General features: G+C 51.3%; 18 protein-coding genes. 6 read left to right on the plus strand and 12 right to left on the minus strand.

From position 1 onward, the window contains the following. The first annotated feature begins 161 nt into the window (after positions 1-161). A complete protein-coding gene (locus EOE67_RS08270) occupies positions 162-2,498 on the plus strand; it encodes a Tex family protein (protein WP_127698622.1) in 2,337 nt (778 codons plus the stop codon). Positions 2,499-2,571: 73 nt separating this feature from the next. Here the strand turns inward: EOE67_RS08270 and EOE67_RS08275 are convergent, their stop codons facing one another. The 3 genes from EOE67_RS08275 to bioH form a co-directional block, all read right to left on the minus strand. Then, positions 2,572-3,525 carry a putative metalloprotease CJM1_0395 family protein gene (locus tag EOE67_RS08275; protein WP_127698624.1) on the minus strand — a complete coding sequence of 318 codons (954 nt, stop codon included), beginning with the start codon at positions 3,523-3,525 and terminating at the stop codon, positions 2,572-2,574. A gap of 9 nt (positions 3,526-3,534) precedes the next feature. After that, positions 3,535-3,843, minus strand: coding sequence for an excinuclease ATPase subunit (locus EOE67_RS08280; RefSeq protein ID WP_127698626.1), 309 nt, complete (start codon positions 3,841-3,843; stop codon positions 3,535-3,537). Between the two features lie 163 nt (positions 3,844-4,006). Further along, the gene (gene bioH, locus EOE67_RS08285; RefSeq protein ID WP_127698628.1) at positions 4,007-4,780 is read right to left on the minus strand and encodes a pimeloyl-ACP methyl ester esterase BioH; all 774 of its coding nucleotides are present in this window, start codon (positions 4,778-4,780) and stop codon (positions 4,007-4,009) included. A gap of 48 nt (positions 4,781-4,828) precedes the next feature. Here bioH and EOE67_RS08290 point away from each other — a divergent pair, with 48 nt between their 5' ends. After that, positions 4,829-5,590 carry a ComF family protein gene (locus tag EOE67_RS08290; protein WP_127698630.1) on the plus strand — a complete coding sequence of 254 codons (762 nt, stop codon included), beginning with the start codon at positions 4,829-4,831 and terminating at the stop codon, positions 5,588-5,590. On the opposite strand, the gene EOE67_RS08295 is transcribed toward EOE67_RS08290, so the two are convergent. Beyond that, the gene (locus tag EOE67_RS08295) at positions 5,587-8,124 is read right to left on the minus strand and encodes a M14 metallopeptidase family protein (protein ID WP_127698632.1); all 2,538 of its coding nucleotides are present in this window, start codon (positions 8,122-8,124) and stop codon (positions 5,587-5,589) included. The genes EOE67_RS08290 and EOE67_RS08295 overlap by 4 nt on opposite strands. A 127-nt stretch (positions 8,125-8,251) precedes the next feature. Here EOE67_RS08295 and nfuA point away from each other — a divergent pair, with 127 nt between their 5' ends. The 3 genes from nfuA to EOE67_RS08310 are packed head-to-tail and all read left to right on the plus strand — an operon-like array spanning position 8,252 to position 10,114. Continuing rightward, entirely contained in the window at positions 8,252-8,830 is a 579-nt protein-coding gene (gene nfuA / locus EOE67_RS08300) for a Fe-S biogenesis protein NfuA (RefSeq protein ID WP_127698634.1), read from the plus strand. Positions 8,831-8,847: 17 nt separating this feature from the next. After that, positions 8,848-9,087 carry a hypothetical protein gene (locus tag EOE67_RS08305; protein WP_127698636.1) on the plus strand — a complete coding sequence of 80 codons (240 nt, stop codon included), beginning with the start codon at positions 8,848-8,850 and terminating at the stop codon, positions 9,085-9,087. Between the two features lies 1 nt (position 9,088). Next, positions 9,089-10,114, plus strand: a complete 1,026-nt coding sequence (locus tag EOE67_RS08310) for a polysaccharide deacetylase family protein (RefSeq protein ID WP_240652750.1) — start codon at positions 9,089-9,091, stop codon at positions 10,112-10,114. 6 nt (positions 10,115-10,120) lie between these two features. On the opposite strand, the gene EOE67_RS08315 is transcribed toward EOE67_RS08310, so the two are convergent. From EOE67_RS08315 to EOE67_RS08335, 5 genes are all read right to left on the minus strand, one after another. Next, positions 10,121-10,762, minus strand: coding sequence for an SCO family protein (locus EOE67_RS08315; protein WP_127698638.1), 642 nt, complete (start codon positions 10,760-10,762; stop codon positions 10,121-10,123). Positions 10,763-10,838: 76 nt separating this feature from the next. Beyond that, a complete protein-coding gene (gene cyoE, locus EOE67_RS08320; RefSeq protein ID WP_127698640.1) occupies positions 10,839-11,747 on the minus strand; it encodes a heme o synthase in 909 nt (302 codons plus the stop codon). After that, entirely contained in the window at positions 11,747-12,802 is a 1,056-nt protein-coding gene (locus tag EOE67_RS08325) for a COX15/CtaA family protein (protein WP_127698641.1), read from the minus strand. Before EOE67_RS08325 ends, cyoE begins: the two co-directional genes overlap by 1 nt. After that, a complete protein-coding gene (locus EOE67_RS08330) occupies positions 12,799-13,308 on the minus strand; it encodes a hypothetical protein (RefSeq protein ID WP_127698642.1) in 510 nt (169 codons plus the stop codon). Before EOE67_RS08330 ends, EOE67_RS08325 begins: the two co-directional genes overlap by 4 nt. Continuing rightward, positions 13,309-14,073: an SURF1 family protein gene (locus EOE67_RS08335; RefSeq protein ID WP_127698643.1), complete on the minus strand. Its 765-nt coding sequence runs from the start codon at positions 14,071-14,073 to the stop codon at positions 13,309-13,311. It lies immediately after the preceding gene. A 26-nt stretch (positions 14,074-14,099) separates the two neighbouring features. Here EOE67_RS08335 and EOE67_RS08340 point away from each other — a divergent pair, with 26 nt between their 5' ends. Beyond that, positions 14,100-14,309 carry a DUF2909 domain-containing protein gene (locus EOE67_RS08340; RefSeq protein ID WP_127698644.1) on the plus strand — a complete coding sequence of 70 codons (210 nt, stop codon included), beginning with the start codon at positions 14,100-14,102 and terminating at the stop codon, positions 14,307-14,309. 66 nt (positions 14,310-14,375) lie between these two features. Here EOE67_RS08340 and EOE67_RS08345 read toward each other — a convergent pair whose 3' ends face one another. Genes EOE67_RS08345 through ctaD form a run of 3 tightly spaced genes read right to left on the minus strand, consistent with a single transcriptional unit; the run spans position 14,376 to position 17,452 of the window. Continuing rightward, the gene (locus EOE67_RS08345) at positions 14,376-15,257 is read right to left on the minus strand and encodes a cytochrome c oxidase subunit 3 (RefSeq protein ID WP_127698645.1); all 882 of its coding nucleotides are present in this window, start codon (positions 15,255-15,257) and stop codon (positions 14,376-14,378) included. Next, positions 15,250-15,840 (minus strand): cytochrome c oxidase assembly protein, encoded by a 591-nt coding sequence (locus EOE67_RS08350; protein WP_127698646.1) that lies wholly within the window; start codon positions 15,838-15,840, stop codon positions 15,250-15,252. Before EOE67_RS08350 ends, EOE67_RS08345 begins: the two co-directional genes overlap by 8 nt. A 10-nt stretch (positions 15,841-15,850) precedes the next feature. Next, complete coding sequence (ctaD, locus tag EOE67_RS08355; RefSeq protein WP_127698647.1) at positions 15,851-17,452, minus strand: cytochrome c oxidase subunit I; 1,602 nt, start codon at positions 17,450-17,452, stop codon at positions 15,851-15,853. Position 17,453 lies beyond the last annotated feature (1 nt).

The raw sequence follows: 17,453 nt of genomic DNA on the forward strand, positions 1-17,453 counted from the left end.
GTTGCGCCCGGCAGATGCTGACATCAGGTAACAACATTGGATTTTTTGTCGCTGAAGATAGACAATACCGGCCATCTGCGTAGTTATCCAGTCGGTACTGCACTTCAAATGGCAGGCTGAAATGATCTTCAGCAAGTCCCGGCCACAAGGAATAAAAAGTTATGTCATTGATTGTTAATCAAATCGCTTTGGAAATTTCGGCACGTGCCGAACAGGTCGCTGCAGCTATCGCCCTCTTGGACGAAGGCTCGACCGTACCATTTATCGCCCGTTACCGCAAAGAAGTGACCGGCGGTCTGGATGATACCCAATTACGGCTGCTTGATCAGCGTCTGACCTACTTACGTGAACTGGAAGATCGCCGCCAGGTGATTTTAAAAACGATTGCCGAACAAGGCAAACTGACGCCAGAGCTGCAACGCGAAATTGTTGCCGCCGACAATAAAACCCGCTTAGAAGATTTATATCTGCCGTACAAAGCCAAACGCCGCACCAAAGGGCAAATTGCTATTGAAGCAGGTTTATTGCCGCTGGCCGATGCGTTATTGGTAGATCCTAATCTGGCACCGGAAACGGCTGCGAATGACTATCTCAATGTTGAAACGGGTTTTGCCGATGTCAAAGCGGTGCTGGATGGTGCCAAATACATTCTGATGGAACGTTTTGCCGAAGATGCTGATTTACTTGCTAAATTACGCCGTCATTTAGCCCAATATGCCGTGCTGAAAAGCAGCATGGTGGCCGGTAAAGAAACCGAAGGCGCCAAATTCCGTGACTATTTCAGTCATCAGGAAGTTTGGAAAAACGTGCCGTCGCACCGTGCGTTAGCCATGTTCCGTGGTCGCAACGAAGGTTGCTTAAACCTGCAATTACAGCCAGATGGCGATGACGAAAATGCCCACGCCAATTGCGAACAAATGATTGCCAGCCACTTTAACCTGCGCCAGCAAAACCGCGCCGGCGATGCCTTTATGCGCACCGTGGTGCAGTGGACCTGGAAAGTAAAACTGCATCTGCAATTGGAAAACGATTTACTGGGTGAACTGCGCGAAAAAGCTGAAATTGAAGCGATTGCTGTGTTTGCCCGCAATATGAAAGACTTATTAATGGCGGCTCCAGCTGGCATGCGCGCAACGCTGGGTCTGGATCCGGGCCTGCGCACCGGGGTCAAAGTGATCGTGGTGGATGAAACCGGCAAACTGGTCGCCAATACCACCATTTTCCCGCACGCCCCACAAAACCTGTGGGACAAATCGGTGAAAACGCTGGCCGCTTATTGCAAACAATACAAAGTGGAACTAATTGCTATCGGTAACGGTACTGCATCGCGCGAAACCGACAAACTGGCCGCCGATGTGATTAAAATGCTGCCGGAGATGCGGCTGACCAAAGTCATGGTCTCGGAAGCGGGCGCTTCGATTTATTCAGCGTCGGAACTGGCGTCGCTGGAATTCCCGGATTTAGACGTGTCGCTGCGCGGTGCAGTATCGATTGGCCGTCGTTTGCAAGACCCACTGGCGGAGCTGGTTAAAATTGAACCCAAGGCCATTGGCGTGGGCCAGTATCAGCATGACGTGAACCAAAGCCTGCTGACTAAATCACTGGATGCCGTGGTTGAAGACTGCGTAAACGCCGTTGGCGTTGATTTAAACACCGCTTCAGTGCCGTTATTGGCGCGGGTGGCGGGTCTGAATAAAACGCTGGCGCAAAATATCGTGATTTATCGCGACAGCAACGGCCGCTTTATGCAGCGCAAAGACTTATTAAAAGTGCCACGTTTAGGGCCAAAAGCTTACGAACAAGCGGCGGGATTCCTACGTATCAGTAACGGTACTAATCCGCTGGACGCTTCTGCTGTGCACCCGGAAGCTTATCCGCTGGTCGAGAAAATTGGCAGCAAACACCAAAAATCGGTGGAGCAGATTATCGGCAACAGCAGTTTCTTAAAAAGCATTAATCCAGCTGAATTCGCCGACGAGCATTTTGGTGTACCGACTATCACCGATATCATCAAAGAGCTGGATAAACCGGGCCGCGACCCGCGTCCTGAATTTAAAACCGCCACTTTTAAAGATGGTGTGGAAAAGTTATCCGATTTAACCCCGGGCATGTTGCTGGAAGGCGTGATCACCAACGTCACCAACTTCGGTGCATTTGTCGATATTGGCGTGCATCAGGACGGTTTGGTGCATATTTCGTCGTTAACCGACAAGTTTGTCAGTGACCCGCATCAGGTGGTGAAAGCTGGTGATATCGTCAAAGTGAAAGTGCTGGAAGTAGAAGTCGACCGTAAACGGATTGCGTTAACCATGCGTCTGGACGAACAACCACAGGCCCGTGGTGCAGGCTCAGACGCTGGCAGTTCAGGCAAACAACAGGCTAAAAGTGGCAGTTACGCCGCGAAACCGACGCAGCCAAAAGCCAGTAAACCAGTCGACAATGGCAACGCAGCGATGGGCAACGCTTTTGCTGCGGCACTGGCGAAAATGAAAAAATAAGCACTGATCTTGAATGCAAATGAATGCAAAAACGCCGTCAGCTGACGGCGTTTTTTTATCGGAAAAGTTGCAACTACGCCATTTGCAGCAGCGGACGTTCAGCAGGAACGGTAGAACGGGCGTAAAAACCAGAGATCACTTCTTTGCGTAGCTGCATGGTGCTGTCGATTTCGAGTGAGCGTGATTCTGGTGGTGCATAACGGCTGCGGCTTGACGATGGCTCAGTATTTTCTTCATCCGTAAATTCGTCCGACGGACGACGGTTTACCGGCGTATCTTCGCCTAAATCCAACCGTCCGGTAAGTTCGCTGAATGCAGCCAGCGCGTCGTAATCGCCATCAGCGGCCGGTGGCTCATTCACCTTAATGAATTCTTTAGCAAGTTCGGCTTGCGCTTCGGTAATACGTCTGGCGGCTTCCGCTGCGATCTGGCGATCGGCAGCAGAGGGTTCAGACGGTGATAATGCGGCAGCTTTGACTTGCTGCATTTTAATAATGGTGGCTTGTGGGTCGCCAGGTACCGGCGACAAATCAATTTGTACTTCGCCCGCCACGGCGTATTGCTGACCGTCAGGACCAAGGTCAAAACTGAAACTTGGACTGCTGGCTAACTGACCGCCGACCGAAGCATGCGCCGCTTCGTGGGCTTTGACTTCGGCGTCGCGTTTTTTCAGTTCAGCAAGTTCACGTTGCTCTGCGGCTTCTTGCCGTTGCTGCGCGGCATTTTGCTGTTTACCGTTACTGTTTTCGTTCTGACCATCGCGGCCTTCACCGTTCTCTTGACGACCACCCACGGCTTGTTTTAATTCGGTACCACGGCTTCTGGCATCTTCAGTGTAAGTGCCGGTTGCCATGTTGCTGTTATTACGGCTTTTATCTTCCGAAATAACACCTTTTTCAGCGGCGCCGCGCTCAGCTTGCGCCACCGGTTCGATAATCTCACGGCGCAGGTTTTCCCGGCGCGCCAGATCCACACCGGGGTTGCCGATGTAAGGACTGACGTTGGGGTAAACCGAGGTGATGGCCATATCTGTTTATTACACCCGAATATCGATCACAGAACCGAGCATTTCATCGGCAGTTTTGATCGATTTCACATTGGCTTCGGCGTAGTTTTGTTCGGTGACCAATTGCACCAGACTTTGCTCCAGCGATGGGCTTGTTGGTTCAGCGACCGGGATTTGGCGTTGTTGCGTGGCCTCGTCGGCGGCAGCGGTATCCTGAGCATTCCGGACCCGCTGTTCGTTGGTTGTTTCACGATTAATATTGACAGTGGCTTCGGTGATCCCGGTGGATGCACGTTGCAATCCTTGCAAACCTGAAGCGAATGCGGATTGAAGTTCCATGATAGATCTCCGGCAGTTAGCAAATATGATTAAATACTAATCAATTAACTGCCAGCACTCAAGCAAATATCCGTAAAAGCGGCAAATAGTTGCCGTTTTGCTGGCCGTGGTTGTTTACAGCCCGGTTTCAGTGACTAATTCGCCTCTGCACTCTTTCATTTGTTCACTCTTTCTTTCGCATTATCTGCGCCCACTGCAGCAACCATTGGCTGAATTCCTCTGGATGTGAAATAAAAGGTGCATGGGATGCTTTGGGCAACATCGTCAGCGCAGCATTGGGTAATAACAGCTGCAGTTTATCCAGCATTGCCACCGGCACCAACGAATCAAGTCGGCCAAAACATCCGGTAACCGGCATGCTCAGCTCTGACAAGCGCGGCCGTAAATCAACTTCGGCTAATACTGTTAAGCCGCCGGCTAAAGCTGCCGACTGTGGCAATGGCAACGTCAACAACGCTTGTTTCAGCAGTTTTATTTCCTGTCGGGCTGTGGCACTGCCAAGCGCTTGAATAGCTAAAAATCGATCGATGGTCAGCGCCACATCTTTGGCCAGCGCCGCCGCAAACTGGCGAAGCACCAACGGCGCCATGCCTGGCCAGTCTTCAGCCGCCACAAAACAGGGCGAACTGGCGACCAGCGCTAACGCCCGCACCTTCTCTGGGTAATCCAGTGCGATTTGCGTCGCCACCAATCCGCCGAGCGACCAGCCCAGCACTAAACTTCCATGTGGTATTTGCTCGGCAACGACAGCCGCAACGTCCGCCAACCGATAAGGTTCCGGATAATCGACCGCCAGACCAAAACCCGGTAAATCCGGTGTCAGCACACTAAATTGCCCGGTCAGCTGCGGCAGTAATTGCTGCCACACCGCATGATTGAGACCCCAACCATGTAATAACACCAAAACCGGTTTGTCGTTTGCGACAGGAACTGCCATAGTTACACCAATGTTTATTTTATGTGAACGACAATAATGAAAATTAGCATGACGGAGCTGAACCTCTGGCTACATCAGCTGTTGCACCTGTTATTACCAAATAGTTGTTTGTGGTGCCAGTTGCCGGTGCAACAAGCCAAACAACAGCTTTGTGATTATTGTATCGCGGCGTTACCAGGCTTGTCGCTGGCAAATCATCAACACAATGCCTTGCTACTGCCCGCGGTGTGGCGTGGCTTAACACCAGTCAAATTTGATTTGTTGCATAGTCTGAGCTGGTATCAATTGCCCTGGTCACATTGGATCAGGCAGTGGAAGTTTCAGCAAGATTTTGCTTGTGGTGAGTTATTGTGTCAGCAATTGGCAAAAGCTTGCCGGCTGTATACCAGTAGTGGTGGCACCAAACCAGACGCCGTTTGTTTTGTGCCAATGAGCCGCGAGCGGCGTAAAGAGCGTGGGTTTAATCAGGCACAACAACTGGCGGCGGTCATCGCCGACAGCTGGCAAATTCCGTTACTGGATATTTTCCACAGTAAAAGCACTCAGCATCAGGTTGGTTTAACCCGCCAGCAACGACGGGCCAATTTACGCCGCCAATTCAGATTGCAGCAGCGCGAAAAACTCCCGCCGCATCTGTTGCTAGTCGATGATGTGATAACCACCGGCGCCACCATCGATCAGCTGTGCCGGTTGCTTCGAAAGCAGCAGGTGCTGCGAATTGACGTCTGGACGCTGGCCATTACGCCTGCTGATATGACGGCGCACCACACGCTGCCACATGAGCAGCGCGTTTGCCATGAACCGGATTAGTGCGAGTGCGCATCACCTTCGTTGTCTTCTGAACCCACATCAAAGGCTTTGCCCAGATACAAAGCGTTCACCAGTAATCGGCTGGAACCATTAAAATAGCCGCGGAACACCGGGTTGTCGGTCATTGCGATGATCCGGCCTTTGCCGTAGTTATGCGCTACCAACGCCGCACTTTGACTGATTTGCTCAACCAGTTCCGGCGCTGCAAAGCCTGCGAGTTGTTTGCCTTTGCGATACCGTGCGACGGTGACAAACGATTGTTCCGGCACCTGCATCACCATCAGCGCATTTTTAAACACCGGCAGTTCAGCCCGTGGTAAACCAAAACTGAGCGGATGACTTAAATCGAGTTCAGTCTGGAAAATAGCACCAGCGATCCGCTGCTGACCTGCCAACTGTTCTTTGTCGGCGTAACGGGCATCTTCAATCCGGATCAAAGCTTTTAAGTCACTGACCGGCTTTAATTTCACCTGCAACAAGCCTTTTTCTGCCAACCAACTGACTGCTGATTTCTGGGCCCATAACACCCCACCCGCATCGACCCAGGCTTTAAGCTGAGCCAGCTCGGCATCTTTAAAACTCTGGTAACTCCCATCCGGCAGCACCAGGTGCGTGTATGTGCTTAAATCGAGCCGACCGAAACGCGCGGGCTCAGCCATGGTCGGTGACACACCGGCCAGTCGTTCCAGGTTAAACCACAGTTCGCCAGCTTCCGTCGAGTTGATACCGGGACCTGCCATTAACAATACTTTCGGCAAATTCACCGGCAGCATATTGTTGCTGCCTAAATCCTGGCCCATCGGCGTTAATCCTGACGTCACAGCTTCCAACCGTAAGCCAGATTGCTGCTGCGCTTGTTTGAGGAGTTCAAACCAGCCTTCAGTTTGCAAACCCGCCGGGATCAACATAGTGCCGGCCGCAAACAACTGTACGCCATTGCTGGTTTTGGCACTGAACGCCTTGCTGGCTGCCCTTACTTTCAGACCTTGTTGCAGTAGCTTTTGCAGTAGCAGCGGTGCTTGTTGATCGGTCCAGCGCAATGCATATGCGTAAGCGCCCGCCGTTAACTCAGCCGCAGCCAACGACTCGGCCTGCCACGGCTGCTTGGATAACCCAGCCGGGATTTTCCGGCTTTCGCTATATTCGATATTAAAAGCGTGCGGCAAAGTCCAGGCCGACACGTCGTAAAAGGTGTTGTCACGAAAGTTGGTCGCAGTACTGAAAGCGGCTTTGATCAAGCGGTATTGCCGTTGTTGCAGCGGCACAAAAAACTGCTGCGTTGACGCGGCTTCATCATTATTGACCGGATACACCTCTATCTGATGTTTGCTCAGCAGCTGCAACAAGGCAGTGAGCCGGCTTTGGTCGGCATCGCCTTGCAACAGATAACCTTGCACTGGGTCGTCTTTGGCCAGCTGTAAACTGTCGCGGAAAAACTGCTGCTGCCATTTTTGTAAGCGCTGCTTGTTTTCAACCGCACCACGTAACGTCGACAACGAGGTGGTGAATTGATTGTCGATGGTGCTTAAAAAACTCAGCGGGCCATTAATGCTGTCCTGCAAATGGCCACGGCTGCTGGCCTGTTCAAACAAAATGCCGACCGCGCCGTGCACATCAGGGTAGGTTGAGCCTTTGCCGACGTAAAAATCGTCAAAACTTTCTTCGGTGTAATAAAGTTTACCTTGCTCGTCAAAAGCTTTGGCGTGATGACCCGCCAGCAAAGCCGTCAGTTGATAGTTTTCATCCGGCGTCATCGGGTTATTGCGACTTGGAATGCCCGGCTGGAAAAAATAACTGCTGTTGGTGCCCATTTCATGGAAATCACCGAGCACTTGCGGCATCCAATGATGGAATTGTTTAATCCGCGCCTGACTTTCCGGGTGTTGCAGCGGCAGCCAATCGCGGTTCAAGTCAAACCAATAATGATTCGGCCGACCATTGGGCCAGGGTTCCACATGCTCACGATGTTGTGGATCAGCCACCGGCGATGTGCCCTGATGCATATTGGCCCACACTGCAAAACGATCGTGGCCATCCGGGTTTAAACTCGGTTGGATTAAAATGATGGCGTTATCAAGCCAGTTTTTGACTTCAGCGTCTTCGCTGCTCAACAGATAATGCGCCAACTTGACCGCAGCATTGGCACCACTTGGCTCGTTGCCATGGATGCTGTAACCCAGCCAAATCACCAGCGGTAAATCGGCATCGTTCTGCGATTTACCACTGATGCCCGCCAGATGTTGCTCGCGGATTTGCTCCAGTTTCGCCATATTGGCAGCGGAGCTAATGGTCAATTGCACCAATGGCCGTTGTTCATGGGTGCGGCCAATCACTTCAAATTTACTGAGCTCAGGCGCCTTGACTGCCAGTTCCCGAAAATACTGCTCAATCTGGTCGTGGCGGACATGCCATTGCCCCAGTTCAAAGCCTAAACTTTGCGCCGGTGTCGGTAAGGATGCGGCAAGCGCATTCGGTTGCAGGCTCAGGCTACAAAAAGTCGCCAGTGATGCCGCCAATATAGTAAGTTTTTTCATGCCAACTCCAGATATTTGATGCCGTCACCTTAGCAATAAAGATGGCGAATGCTCAAGCGGGGTTGGCAGCGCGAAACTGGAGGAGTATCATAGCCATTAACCTAGTAATTTAGTCAGGTACTCAGACATGATTCATATCTCAGAAGCGGCCCAGGCGCACTTCGTTAAGTTGTTGGAAAAGCAGGCCGCCGGCACCAATATTCGGGTGTTTGTAGTCAATCCCGGCACGGCTCAGGCGGAATGTGGCGTGTCGTACTGTCCAACGGATGCAGTCGAAGATTCCGATTTAAAAGTACCTTGCAACGGTTTTGACGCGGTGATTGATGCCGACAGCAAACCGTTTTTAGTTGATGCCGAAATCGATTTTGTCACCGATCAAATGGGTTCGCAGCTGACGTTAAAAGCGCCGAATGCCAAAGTTCGCAAGGTGAATGACAACGCTCCGCTGAAAGAGCGGGTGCAATATGTGATTGATGCTGAAATCAATCCGCAACTGGCCAACCACGGTGGCCGGGTATCAGTGGTTGAACTGACCGAACAAGGTGTCGCAGTGCTGCAATTTGGCGGTGGCTGTAACGGTTGTTCGCAGGTGGATTTAACCCTGAAAGAAGGCATCGAAAAAGAGCTGCTGAACCGCTTTGCCGGTGAGCTGGCTGGCGTTCGTGACATCACCGAGCATCAGCGTGGCGAACATTCATATTACTAAGCGATCTTGAAGCAACTTTGAAGCGCTTCTTATCCAAACTCCCAACGGCTGCAACTTGCGGCCGTTATTTTGTCGGCGGTATGGCAGCCTTTTGGATCATTCTGCTGTTGTTTTTACTGTTGCCAGCCGAGCCACTCTGGCTGTTGCAGCTGGTGATTGGCTGCTGGCTCATCAGTTTTGTGATCACTTTTGGTAGTTATATCTTGTTAGTGTTGCGCCGGATTGGTGTGTTGCCAAACGATAAAGAGGGTTCTTAACGTGCAAAAGTTATGCTTGTGGTTGGTGTGGCTTGCTGCGGTTGGTTTTTCAACCCTTTCTGAAGCGGCAATTATTCTGCAATATCATCATGTCAGCAGCACCACGCCCAAAACCACCAGCGTGACGCCTGCAGAATTTCGTCAACAACTGCAGCACCTGAAAGATCAAAACTTTAAAGTGGTGAGCCTCGAGCGCATCATCCAGCAGCTGCAACGTGGGGAAGCCACGGTCGACAACGAAGTCGCCATCACTTTTGACGATGGTTTTGCCAATGTTTTTACCACCGCCCGCCCTATCCTGAAAGAATTCGGCTACCCCTACACGATGTTTTTAGGGCCTGCGTTAATTGATCGGCGCGAAGGCCCGGTGCTGAGCTGGGAACAAATTCAGACCATGCACGACGAAGGCGTGATTATTGCCAATCACAGCTCGTACCATCACCGGCTGGCAGTCCCGAATAAAGGCGAAAGCAAAAAACAGTGGCGAGCGCGGGTTAAAGCAGACATTTTACTGGCAGAACAACAGCTTGAACAAAAATTGGGCGTCAAGCGCAAATGGCTGGCCTACCCTTATGGCGACTTTAGTGCTGAATTAGAAGATTTGGTCACTGAGCTTGGGTTTATCGGCATTGGTCAACAATCGGGCGCTGTATGCCCCGGCGTGTCAATGACGCGTATTCCGCGGTATCCATCGTCGAGCCAATTTGCCGCGCTGCAGCATTTTGTGCCAAAACTGAAAACTCTGGCGTTACCGGTCACTGACTACAGCGGTGCGGATCCGGTCAGCAAACAGAATCCACCGACATTAAAACTATCGGTCAAGGTGCAGGATTTTAAAGCCACGCAGCTGAACTGTTTTTTTAACGGCCAACCGATTGAATTGACCTGGTTAAACGCACAGAGCTTCACTGCAAAGGCCAAAGCACCTTTGAAACTGAATCACAACAGATACAACTGCACCGCGCCAAGCCTGAAAAAACCGGGATATTTTTATTGGTTTTCTCAGCCTTGGGTCTTTATCGAATAACGCCCTTTACTGCAGTTGCGCCAGAACTTTTGGAAAATCTGCCAGCAAAATGGCTTTGGTGACCAGCGGCACTTCGCCAACTTTCAGCTCTGGTTTAAATACTGCTGCGAGCTGGCCTTGGGGATTAATCAGCACAATAGAAGCGCTGTGATCGACCAGATAATCAGGCGCTGTAGTGCTGCTAATGGCGTACATCAGCCCGAGGTCGCGGACAAAGGGAAATAGCTTGTCATGCCCGGCGGTCAAACCGGTGATCGCCGGTTGTTCAAAATAACCGACATAATTGGCCAACGCACTGACAGTATCGCGCTCTGGATCAGCCGAAATAAACCAGATCCCTAACTTTTGGCCTTCGGGTAACATCGCTTGCAACTCGCTATACGCACCGGTCAGCGTTGCCATCGTCATCGGACAAATATCCGGGCAAAAGGTATAACCAACAAAAGCCAGCGTCCACTGCCCTTGTAACTGTTGCCGGGTCGCCGGCTGACCTTTATGGCTGGTCAGCGTAAATTCGGTTAAATCACGGGCTTTGGGGTAGACCAGCGCATGCTCAGGCAACTGAACCTGCTGTACATACTGGAAACTAAATATTCCTGCGGCCAGCGCTGTTACAACGGCAACCGCAGCTATCAACTTATACTTCATCTGAGCTCTCTCATTTATGCAGCCTGTATCTACCCAAGCCGCATGGTGTACTTCATCAGATCGTTTAACATCCTGGTTAAAACGCCGTCCATTTCAGGTAATGGTCAACCAACAATAACAAGAATAACAACATCAGGTGCACAATGGAAAACCTGAATGTTTTGATGGCAGTATCTGCTTTGGCATGGAATTTCAATTGCCAGGCGTAACCCATAAACCACAGGTTCAACAGCACAGTACCCACCAGATAAATGGCGCCGGTCATTCCAACCAGATACGGCATTAAACAAACCAGGAACAAAATCAGCGTATAGAGGAAAATTGCGGTTTTGGTAAATTCGATACCGTGGGTAACCGGCAACATCGGCATATTCACTTTGGCATAATCATCGCGGCGATGGATGGCCAGCGCCCAAAAATGGGGCGGCGTCCAGGCGAAAATAATCATCACCAGCAATAATGGTTCCGCCGCTATTTGCCCCGTCATCGCGGTCCAGCCAAGCAGTGGCGGCATAGCGCCAGCTAAGCCACCAATCACGATATTCTGTGGTGTCGCCCGTTTTAGGTACATGGTGTATACCACGGCATACCCAAACATACTGGCTAAGGTCAACCAAGCCGTTAATGGATTCACCGCGGCGTAAAGCACCACAAAGCCAGTCGCCGCTAACACCAGCGAAAATACCACCGCACGTTCGGTGCTGATGCGACCACGCGCCACCGGCCGATGATGAGTGCGGGCCATTTGGGCATCAATCCGCTGATCCAGCACATGATTCAGTGCCGCCGCTGCCGATGACAACAAGCCAATGCCAATCATCGACACCACCAGTACATCCAGCGCCGGTAGACCCGGTTGCGCCAGCATCATGCCAACCCAGGCAGTCAACAACAGCAGCGCAACGACCTTTGGTTTGGTTAGTTGATAATAATCACGCCAGACCAGCGACCAACCTGAAAACACTGCAAGTTTTGTTTGGGCCATCATAACCTCCTTGGTTGTAGCTGCGCTTGTTGTGGTTGCGCTTGTTTTTGTGGTTGTTTTTGTAGTTGGGCTTGTTGTTGTAATTGCACACAAATCAGCGTTAACACCATCAGCAAATTAGCCGCCACAAAATTGTGCGCGACCGCATTGGCTAGCGGCAATTGCCACCAGACATTGGCAACACCCAGACTAAATTGCAGCAGCAATAACATGCCCGCAACCAGCGGCAATCGCGACATGCCGGTTTGCGTTTTGCGTTGCCACAGCAGCCAGGCGAACCAGCCAACCGCCAATAACGTCAACATCGCGCCAATGCGGTGCGCAATATGAATGGTCTGTCTGGCTTGCTGGCTCATCACCCCGTATTCGTAATTGTCGTGCCCCAAATGTAAATCAAAGGCCTCGCCAAATTGCAGTTGCTCCGACCAACCGGCCTGACACACCGGTAATTCGACACAAGCCATCGCCGCATAGTTGGCCGAAGTCCAGCCGCCAAGGGCTATTTGCCCGACTAAAATCGCCAGCACCAGCCACCCCAAACGCGCCAGGCCACTTTGCGCCGGTAACGCCACTGAGGGTTTATATCGGGGTGCTGTCAGTTGCCAGCGATAAATCACCAGCAAACACAACAAACTAAAACCACCGAGTAAATGCCCCATCACCACCAACGGGAACAAATTCAGGGTGACCGTCCACATGCCAAGCGCCGCCTGAAACACCACCAAACCGAGCAGTGCCGTTGGCAATAAACTGATTTTGCGTTGTTGCCGCCAACTGACGAAAAAAATCGCGGCGATCAATAAACCCAGACTACCGGCAAAATACCGGTGCACCATTTCGTTCCAGGCTTTATGTGCCTCCAACGGTCGCTCCGGAAAGCGGGCTTCAGCCACCGCCACATGGGTTTCATGCTGCGGCACTTTTAAAAAACCATAACAACCTGGCCAGTCCGGGCAACCTAAACCGGCATCGGTCAGGCGGGTGTAGGCACCTAAGATAATCACTAACATCGTCAGCACGATGGCGCCACTGGCTAATATCCGCAGTAACTTCATACCGGCCCCCGATCGTAGCTGATCAGTTTTTTCAAATCTGACATCACCGCCTTGCCCAGCAATGGTAATTGGCTGACATCCGCCGGAAATTGGTATTGCAGTAGCGCTAAGCCGTTGTGCTCGACCAGAATCAGCTGGCCTTCGGCTAAAGCTGGCGCTGCGCCCTGCTGAAACTGAAAAGGAGCGGTCAGCTCTGTTGGTGCCACATCACCCAGCACCACCAGCGTTAAGTTGTCCTGTTTGCGACCGAGTGCAGTATGAATTTGTGTCATCAGGTTCAGCGTCTGCTGGCACTGCTGCTGGCAATCCGCCGGCGCCAAATACACCAGCCGCCAATGTGGTTGGTTGGCCGCCGTTGCCGGTAATAGTTTTATTTCCTCACTCAGCCACTGGCCTTTACTGTTCGCACCGGCGGAAAACCAGCCGGCTGACAACACCAGTTGCGCCATCGCCAACGGCACCAGACAACAAGCAGCGAACAACCACAAAAACTTCTTTTTTGGCATTTACACTTCCTTCTGATAACTGGCTGCCAGCGCGACCATCACCACAGCGATGGCTAACAATAACCACTGCAGCGCGTAAGCCCGATGTTTTTCCGGTGGCATCACCACTGGCTGATAATGATAAAGAAACGGGCTTTGTTGCTGGTAAAACACGCCGTGAAACACTGTATTAAACTCATTATTTGTCAGCGGCCTGGTAAGAGTCGACGCCAGCGAAGGCACATCGATCGTTTGCACGCGCATCGGCCAGGAGCCGCTATCTTCCAAATTGTTGCCCAGTCGGAAAGCACCTAATTTAGTCCGGAGCACACCCTGTAATTTAATCTGGGCCGGAATGTCGACGGCTGGCAGTTGTTGTCGGCTGTCGGGTGCGGCAACCCAGCCTAAATTCATCAGTAAGATCTCGTCGGACGGTGTCGGGATCGCGGTTTGATCGGCAGTCACTTGTACCGGAATCACCACATCGTAGCCTGCTTTACCTTGCCAGATTTGATTGTCCACCAACCACACTACCGGCGCGAGCCAATGTGCAGTACCGGTCAGTGGCGCGCCGTCTAAATCGGCTTCGCTGAAGCGGGAAAACTCAGTAAAAGCGGGAGCGCCTTGTTGTTGCCAGTTCTGGATTTGAGTCAGGTGTTGTAGCTTTTCTTCAGCGCGTTGCCACTGCCACAGCGACAACTTGATTAACAGACAAAAAGCAGCCAAAGTGATGGCTACCAACCACCAGCGCAGCACAAAGTCCTGGTTAAACAACCGGATCTGCATCTGCGTCTCCTGCGAACTGAGGTTTTATGCTGATCAAATTACTGCTCATCGCGCTACTGCTCTTTATTGTTTTTAATCTGTTTCGCGCCTTGTGGCTGATGCTGAAAAACGATCCGGAAAAAGTCAGTATGTCGAAATTCCTCGGTCGTCGGGTGTTCGTTTCAGTCATCGTCTTATTGTTTATCGTACTGGCACTGTCGATGGGCTGGATCAGTCCGCAGCAACGCCCGTATTGAAAAAAATACTCAACAAATAAGCTCCAACCTCGTTAATCGAACCGATGTTGGAGCCAGCTTTTGTCCTTACAACACATAAACAAACACAAACAAACATAACCAGACCACATCGACAAAATGCCAGTACCAGGCTGCGGCCTGAAACGCAAAATGGTGATGCGCCGTGAAATGGTTTTTCAGCAAGATCCGCAGAAAAATCACCAGCAGGAAAATGGCACCCAACGTCACATGCATGCCATGGAAACCGGTCAACAGGAAAAAGGTATTGCCATAAATCCCAGAATCCAGTTTTAAACCCAGATCCTGATACGCATGGACATACTCGTACCCTTGTAACGTCAGAAAGGTTGCGCCTAATAACACGGTTAACAACAGCATTAACTTCAGCTGCCCTCGTTTATTTTGCTCCATCGCGGTATGCGCAAACTGCAATGTGACCGACGAAGTCAGCAGAATAATCGTGTTATACAGCGGCAACCCTTGCCATGGCATCGCCGTGGTTTCGGTGCCACCCGGTGTTTTGATCATCGGCCAATGCGCAACGAACTCAGGCCATAGGATTTCGGCAGTCATCGCATTGTTGCTGGCACCATCCAGCCACGGCATCGCGATCAGTCGGGCATAAAACAAGGCGCCAAAAAAGGCAAAAAAGAACATCACTTCCGAAAAAATAAACCAGCTCATGCCTTGCCGGAACGAGCGATCCATTTGTTTGCTATAAAGGCCGGTCATCGATTCATCAATCACATTTCGAAACCAGCCGACCAGCATAAAAATTAAAATCGCGACCCCGGCCATCAGCAGGTAACTGCCATAACCTTCTTTGTCGCGGGTCACTTCATTGACTAAATGCCCGGCACCAAAGGCGATTAAAAACAACGCCACCGCGCCCACAAAAGGCCACGGGCTTTGTTCGGGTACATAATATTTCTCGTAAGCGTTACTCATGATTGCCCCCTGTTGGGATCAGAGCTGCCACTGTTTCAGGCTGACTATGCTTGGTCATGTCGTACAAAGTGTATGACAAAGTGATAGTGCTGAACTGCTCGGGCAGAGCAGGATCCACATAAAATTGTAATGGCATCAACAGCTTCTGACCCGCAGTCAGCACTTGTTGGTTAAAACAAAAACATTCCATTTTATTCAGATACAAAGCGGCCTGGCCTGGCGCTACCGAAGGCACCGCCTGACCGGTCATGGTCGCAGCGGTGATATTTTCAGCTTCGTAGTACACCAGTTTAATTTCGCCAGGATGAACTTTGATCTTTTGCGTCTGTGGTTTAAATAACCAAGGCATGTCCGCATTGGGTCTGGCCAGAAATTCCACGGTAATTTCGCGCTTCAGGTCGACCACGGCTTTGTCGGCAGTGGCGGCCATCGAGCTGGTTTTACCGTTAATGCCGGTCAGATCACAAAACACGTCATACAGCGGCACCAGCGCATAACCAAACCCAAACATCGCGAGCGTGATCACCAACAGACGTTTTATCAGTGGTTTGTGGTCAGGTTTCTGCTGCTGTGGTACGGCCATCTGCAATCCCCTATTTCACATGCGGTGGTGTCGTAAAGCTGTGATAAGGCGGTGGCGAAGGTAATTCCCACTCCAACCCTTCCGCACCTTCCCACACCTGAGCCGTGGCTTTTTCACCACCACGGATACATTTCACCAACACCCAAACGAAAATCAGCTGCGACAGGCCAAAAGCAAAACCACCGATACTGATAAAGGCATTAAAATCAGCAAACTGCAGCGCATAATCCGGGATCCGTCTTGGCATTCCGGCCAACCCGACAAAATGCATCGGGAAAAACAGCATGTTGACGGAGATCAGCGAACACCAGAAATGCCATTGCCCCAGAGTTTCGTCATACATATGCCCGGTCCATTTTGGCAACCAGTAATAGGCCGCCGCAATAATCGAGAAAATGGCGCCGGTCACCAGCACATAGTGGAAATGCGCGACCACAAAGTAGGTATCGTGATACTGGAAATCCGCCGGTGTAATCGCGAGCATCAACCCAGACAAACCACCAATGGTGAACAACACAATAAAGGCCAGTGCGAACATCATTGGTACTTCAAAGGTCATGGCTCCGCGCCACATCGTCGCCACCCAATTAAAAACTTTCACCCCGGTCGGCACCGCAATCAACATGGTGCAATACATGAAAAACAGCTCGGCAAACACCGGCATACCGGTGGTGAACATATGGTGTGCCCAGACCAGAAACGACAGTAGCGCGATACTGGAAGTGGCGTACACCATTGAGGCGTAACCAAACAACGGTTTACGGGCAAAAGTCGGCACTATGCTCGAGACAATCCCAAAAGCCGGTAAAATCATGATGTACACTTCAGGGTGACCGAAGAACCAGAAAATATGCTGGAACAACACCGGATCGCCGCCGCCGGCTGCATCAAAGAAGCTAGTCCCAAAGTACTTATCGGTCAGCACCATGGTCACAGTACCTGCCAGCACCGGCATTACCGCAATCAGTAAAAATGCGGTAATCAACCAGGTCCAGACGAACAACGGCATTTTCATCCAGGTCATGCCAGGGGCGCGTAAGTTGAAGATGGTTACAATGACGTTGATTGCGCCCATAATCGACGAAATACCCATGATGTGCACTGAAAACACAAACAAAGCCGTGCTGTCGCCGCTGTACTTGGTGGATAGTGGTGCGTAGAAAGTCCAGCCAAAACCAGGACCACCGCCTTCCATAAATAACGAGGCCAGTAAAATGGAAAAGGCAAACGGCAGGATCCAGAAACTCCAGTTATTCATCCGCGGCAACGCCATGTCCGGCGCGCCAATCATCATCGGGATCAGCCAGTTAGCCAAACCAGTAAAGGCGGGCATCACGGCGCCAAACACCATGATCAGGCCATGCACAGTGGTCATCTGATTAAAAAAATCAGCTTGAACCAACTGCAGCCCTGGTTGAAATAACTCGGCCCGGATCACCATCGCCATCGCCCCGCCGATGAAAAACATCGTCAGCGCGAACAGCAGGTACAAAGTCCCGATATCTTTATGGTTGGTGGTATACAACCAGCGTTTTAAACCGGCTGGTGGACTGTGGTGATGCTCATCATGGTGATCGCCATGAGCATGCGGATCGGTGGTGACTGTGCTCATC

The organism is Rheinheimera riviphila (assembly GCF_004005945.1).
In the GTDB taxonomy this organism is placed as follows: Bacteria; Pseudomonadota; Gammaproteobacteria; order Enterobacterales; family Alteromonadaceae; genus Pararheinheimera; species Pararheinheimera riviphila.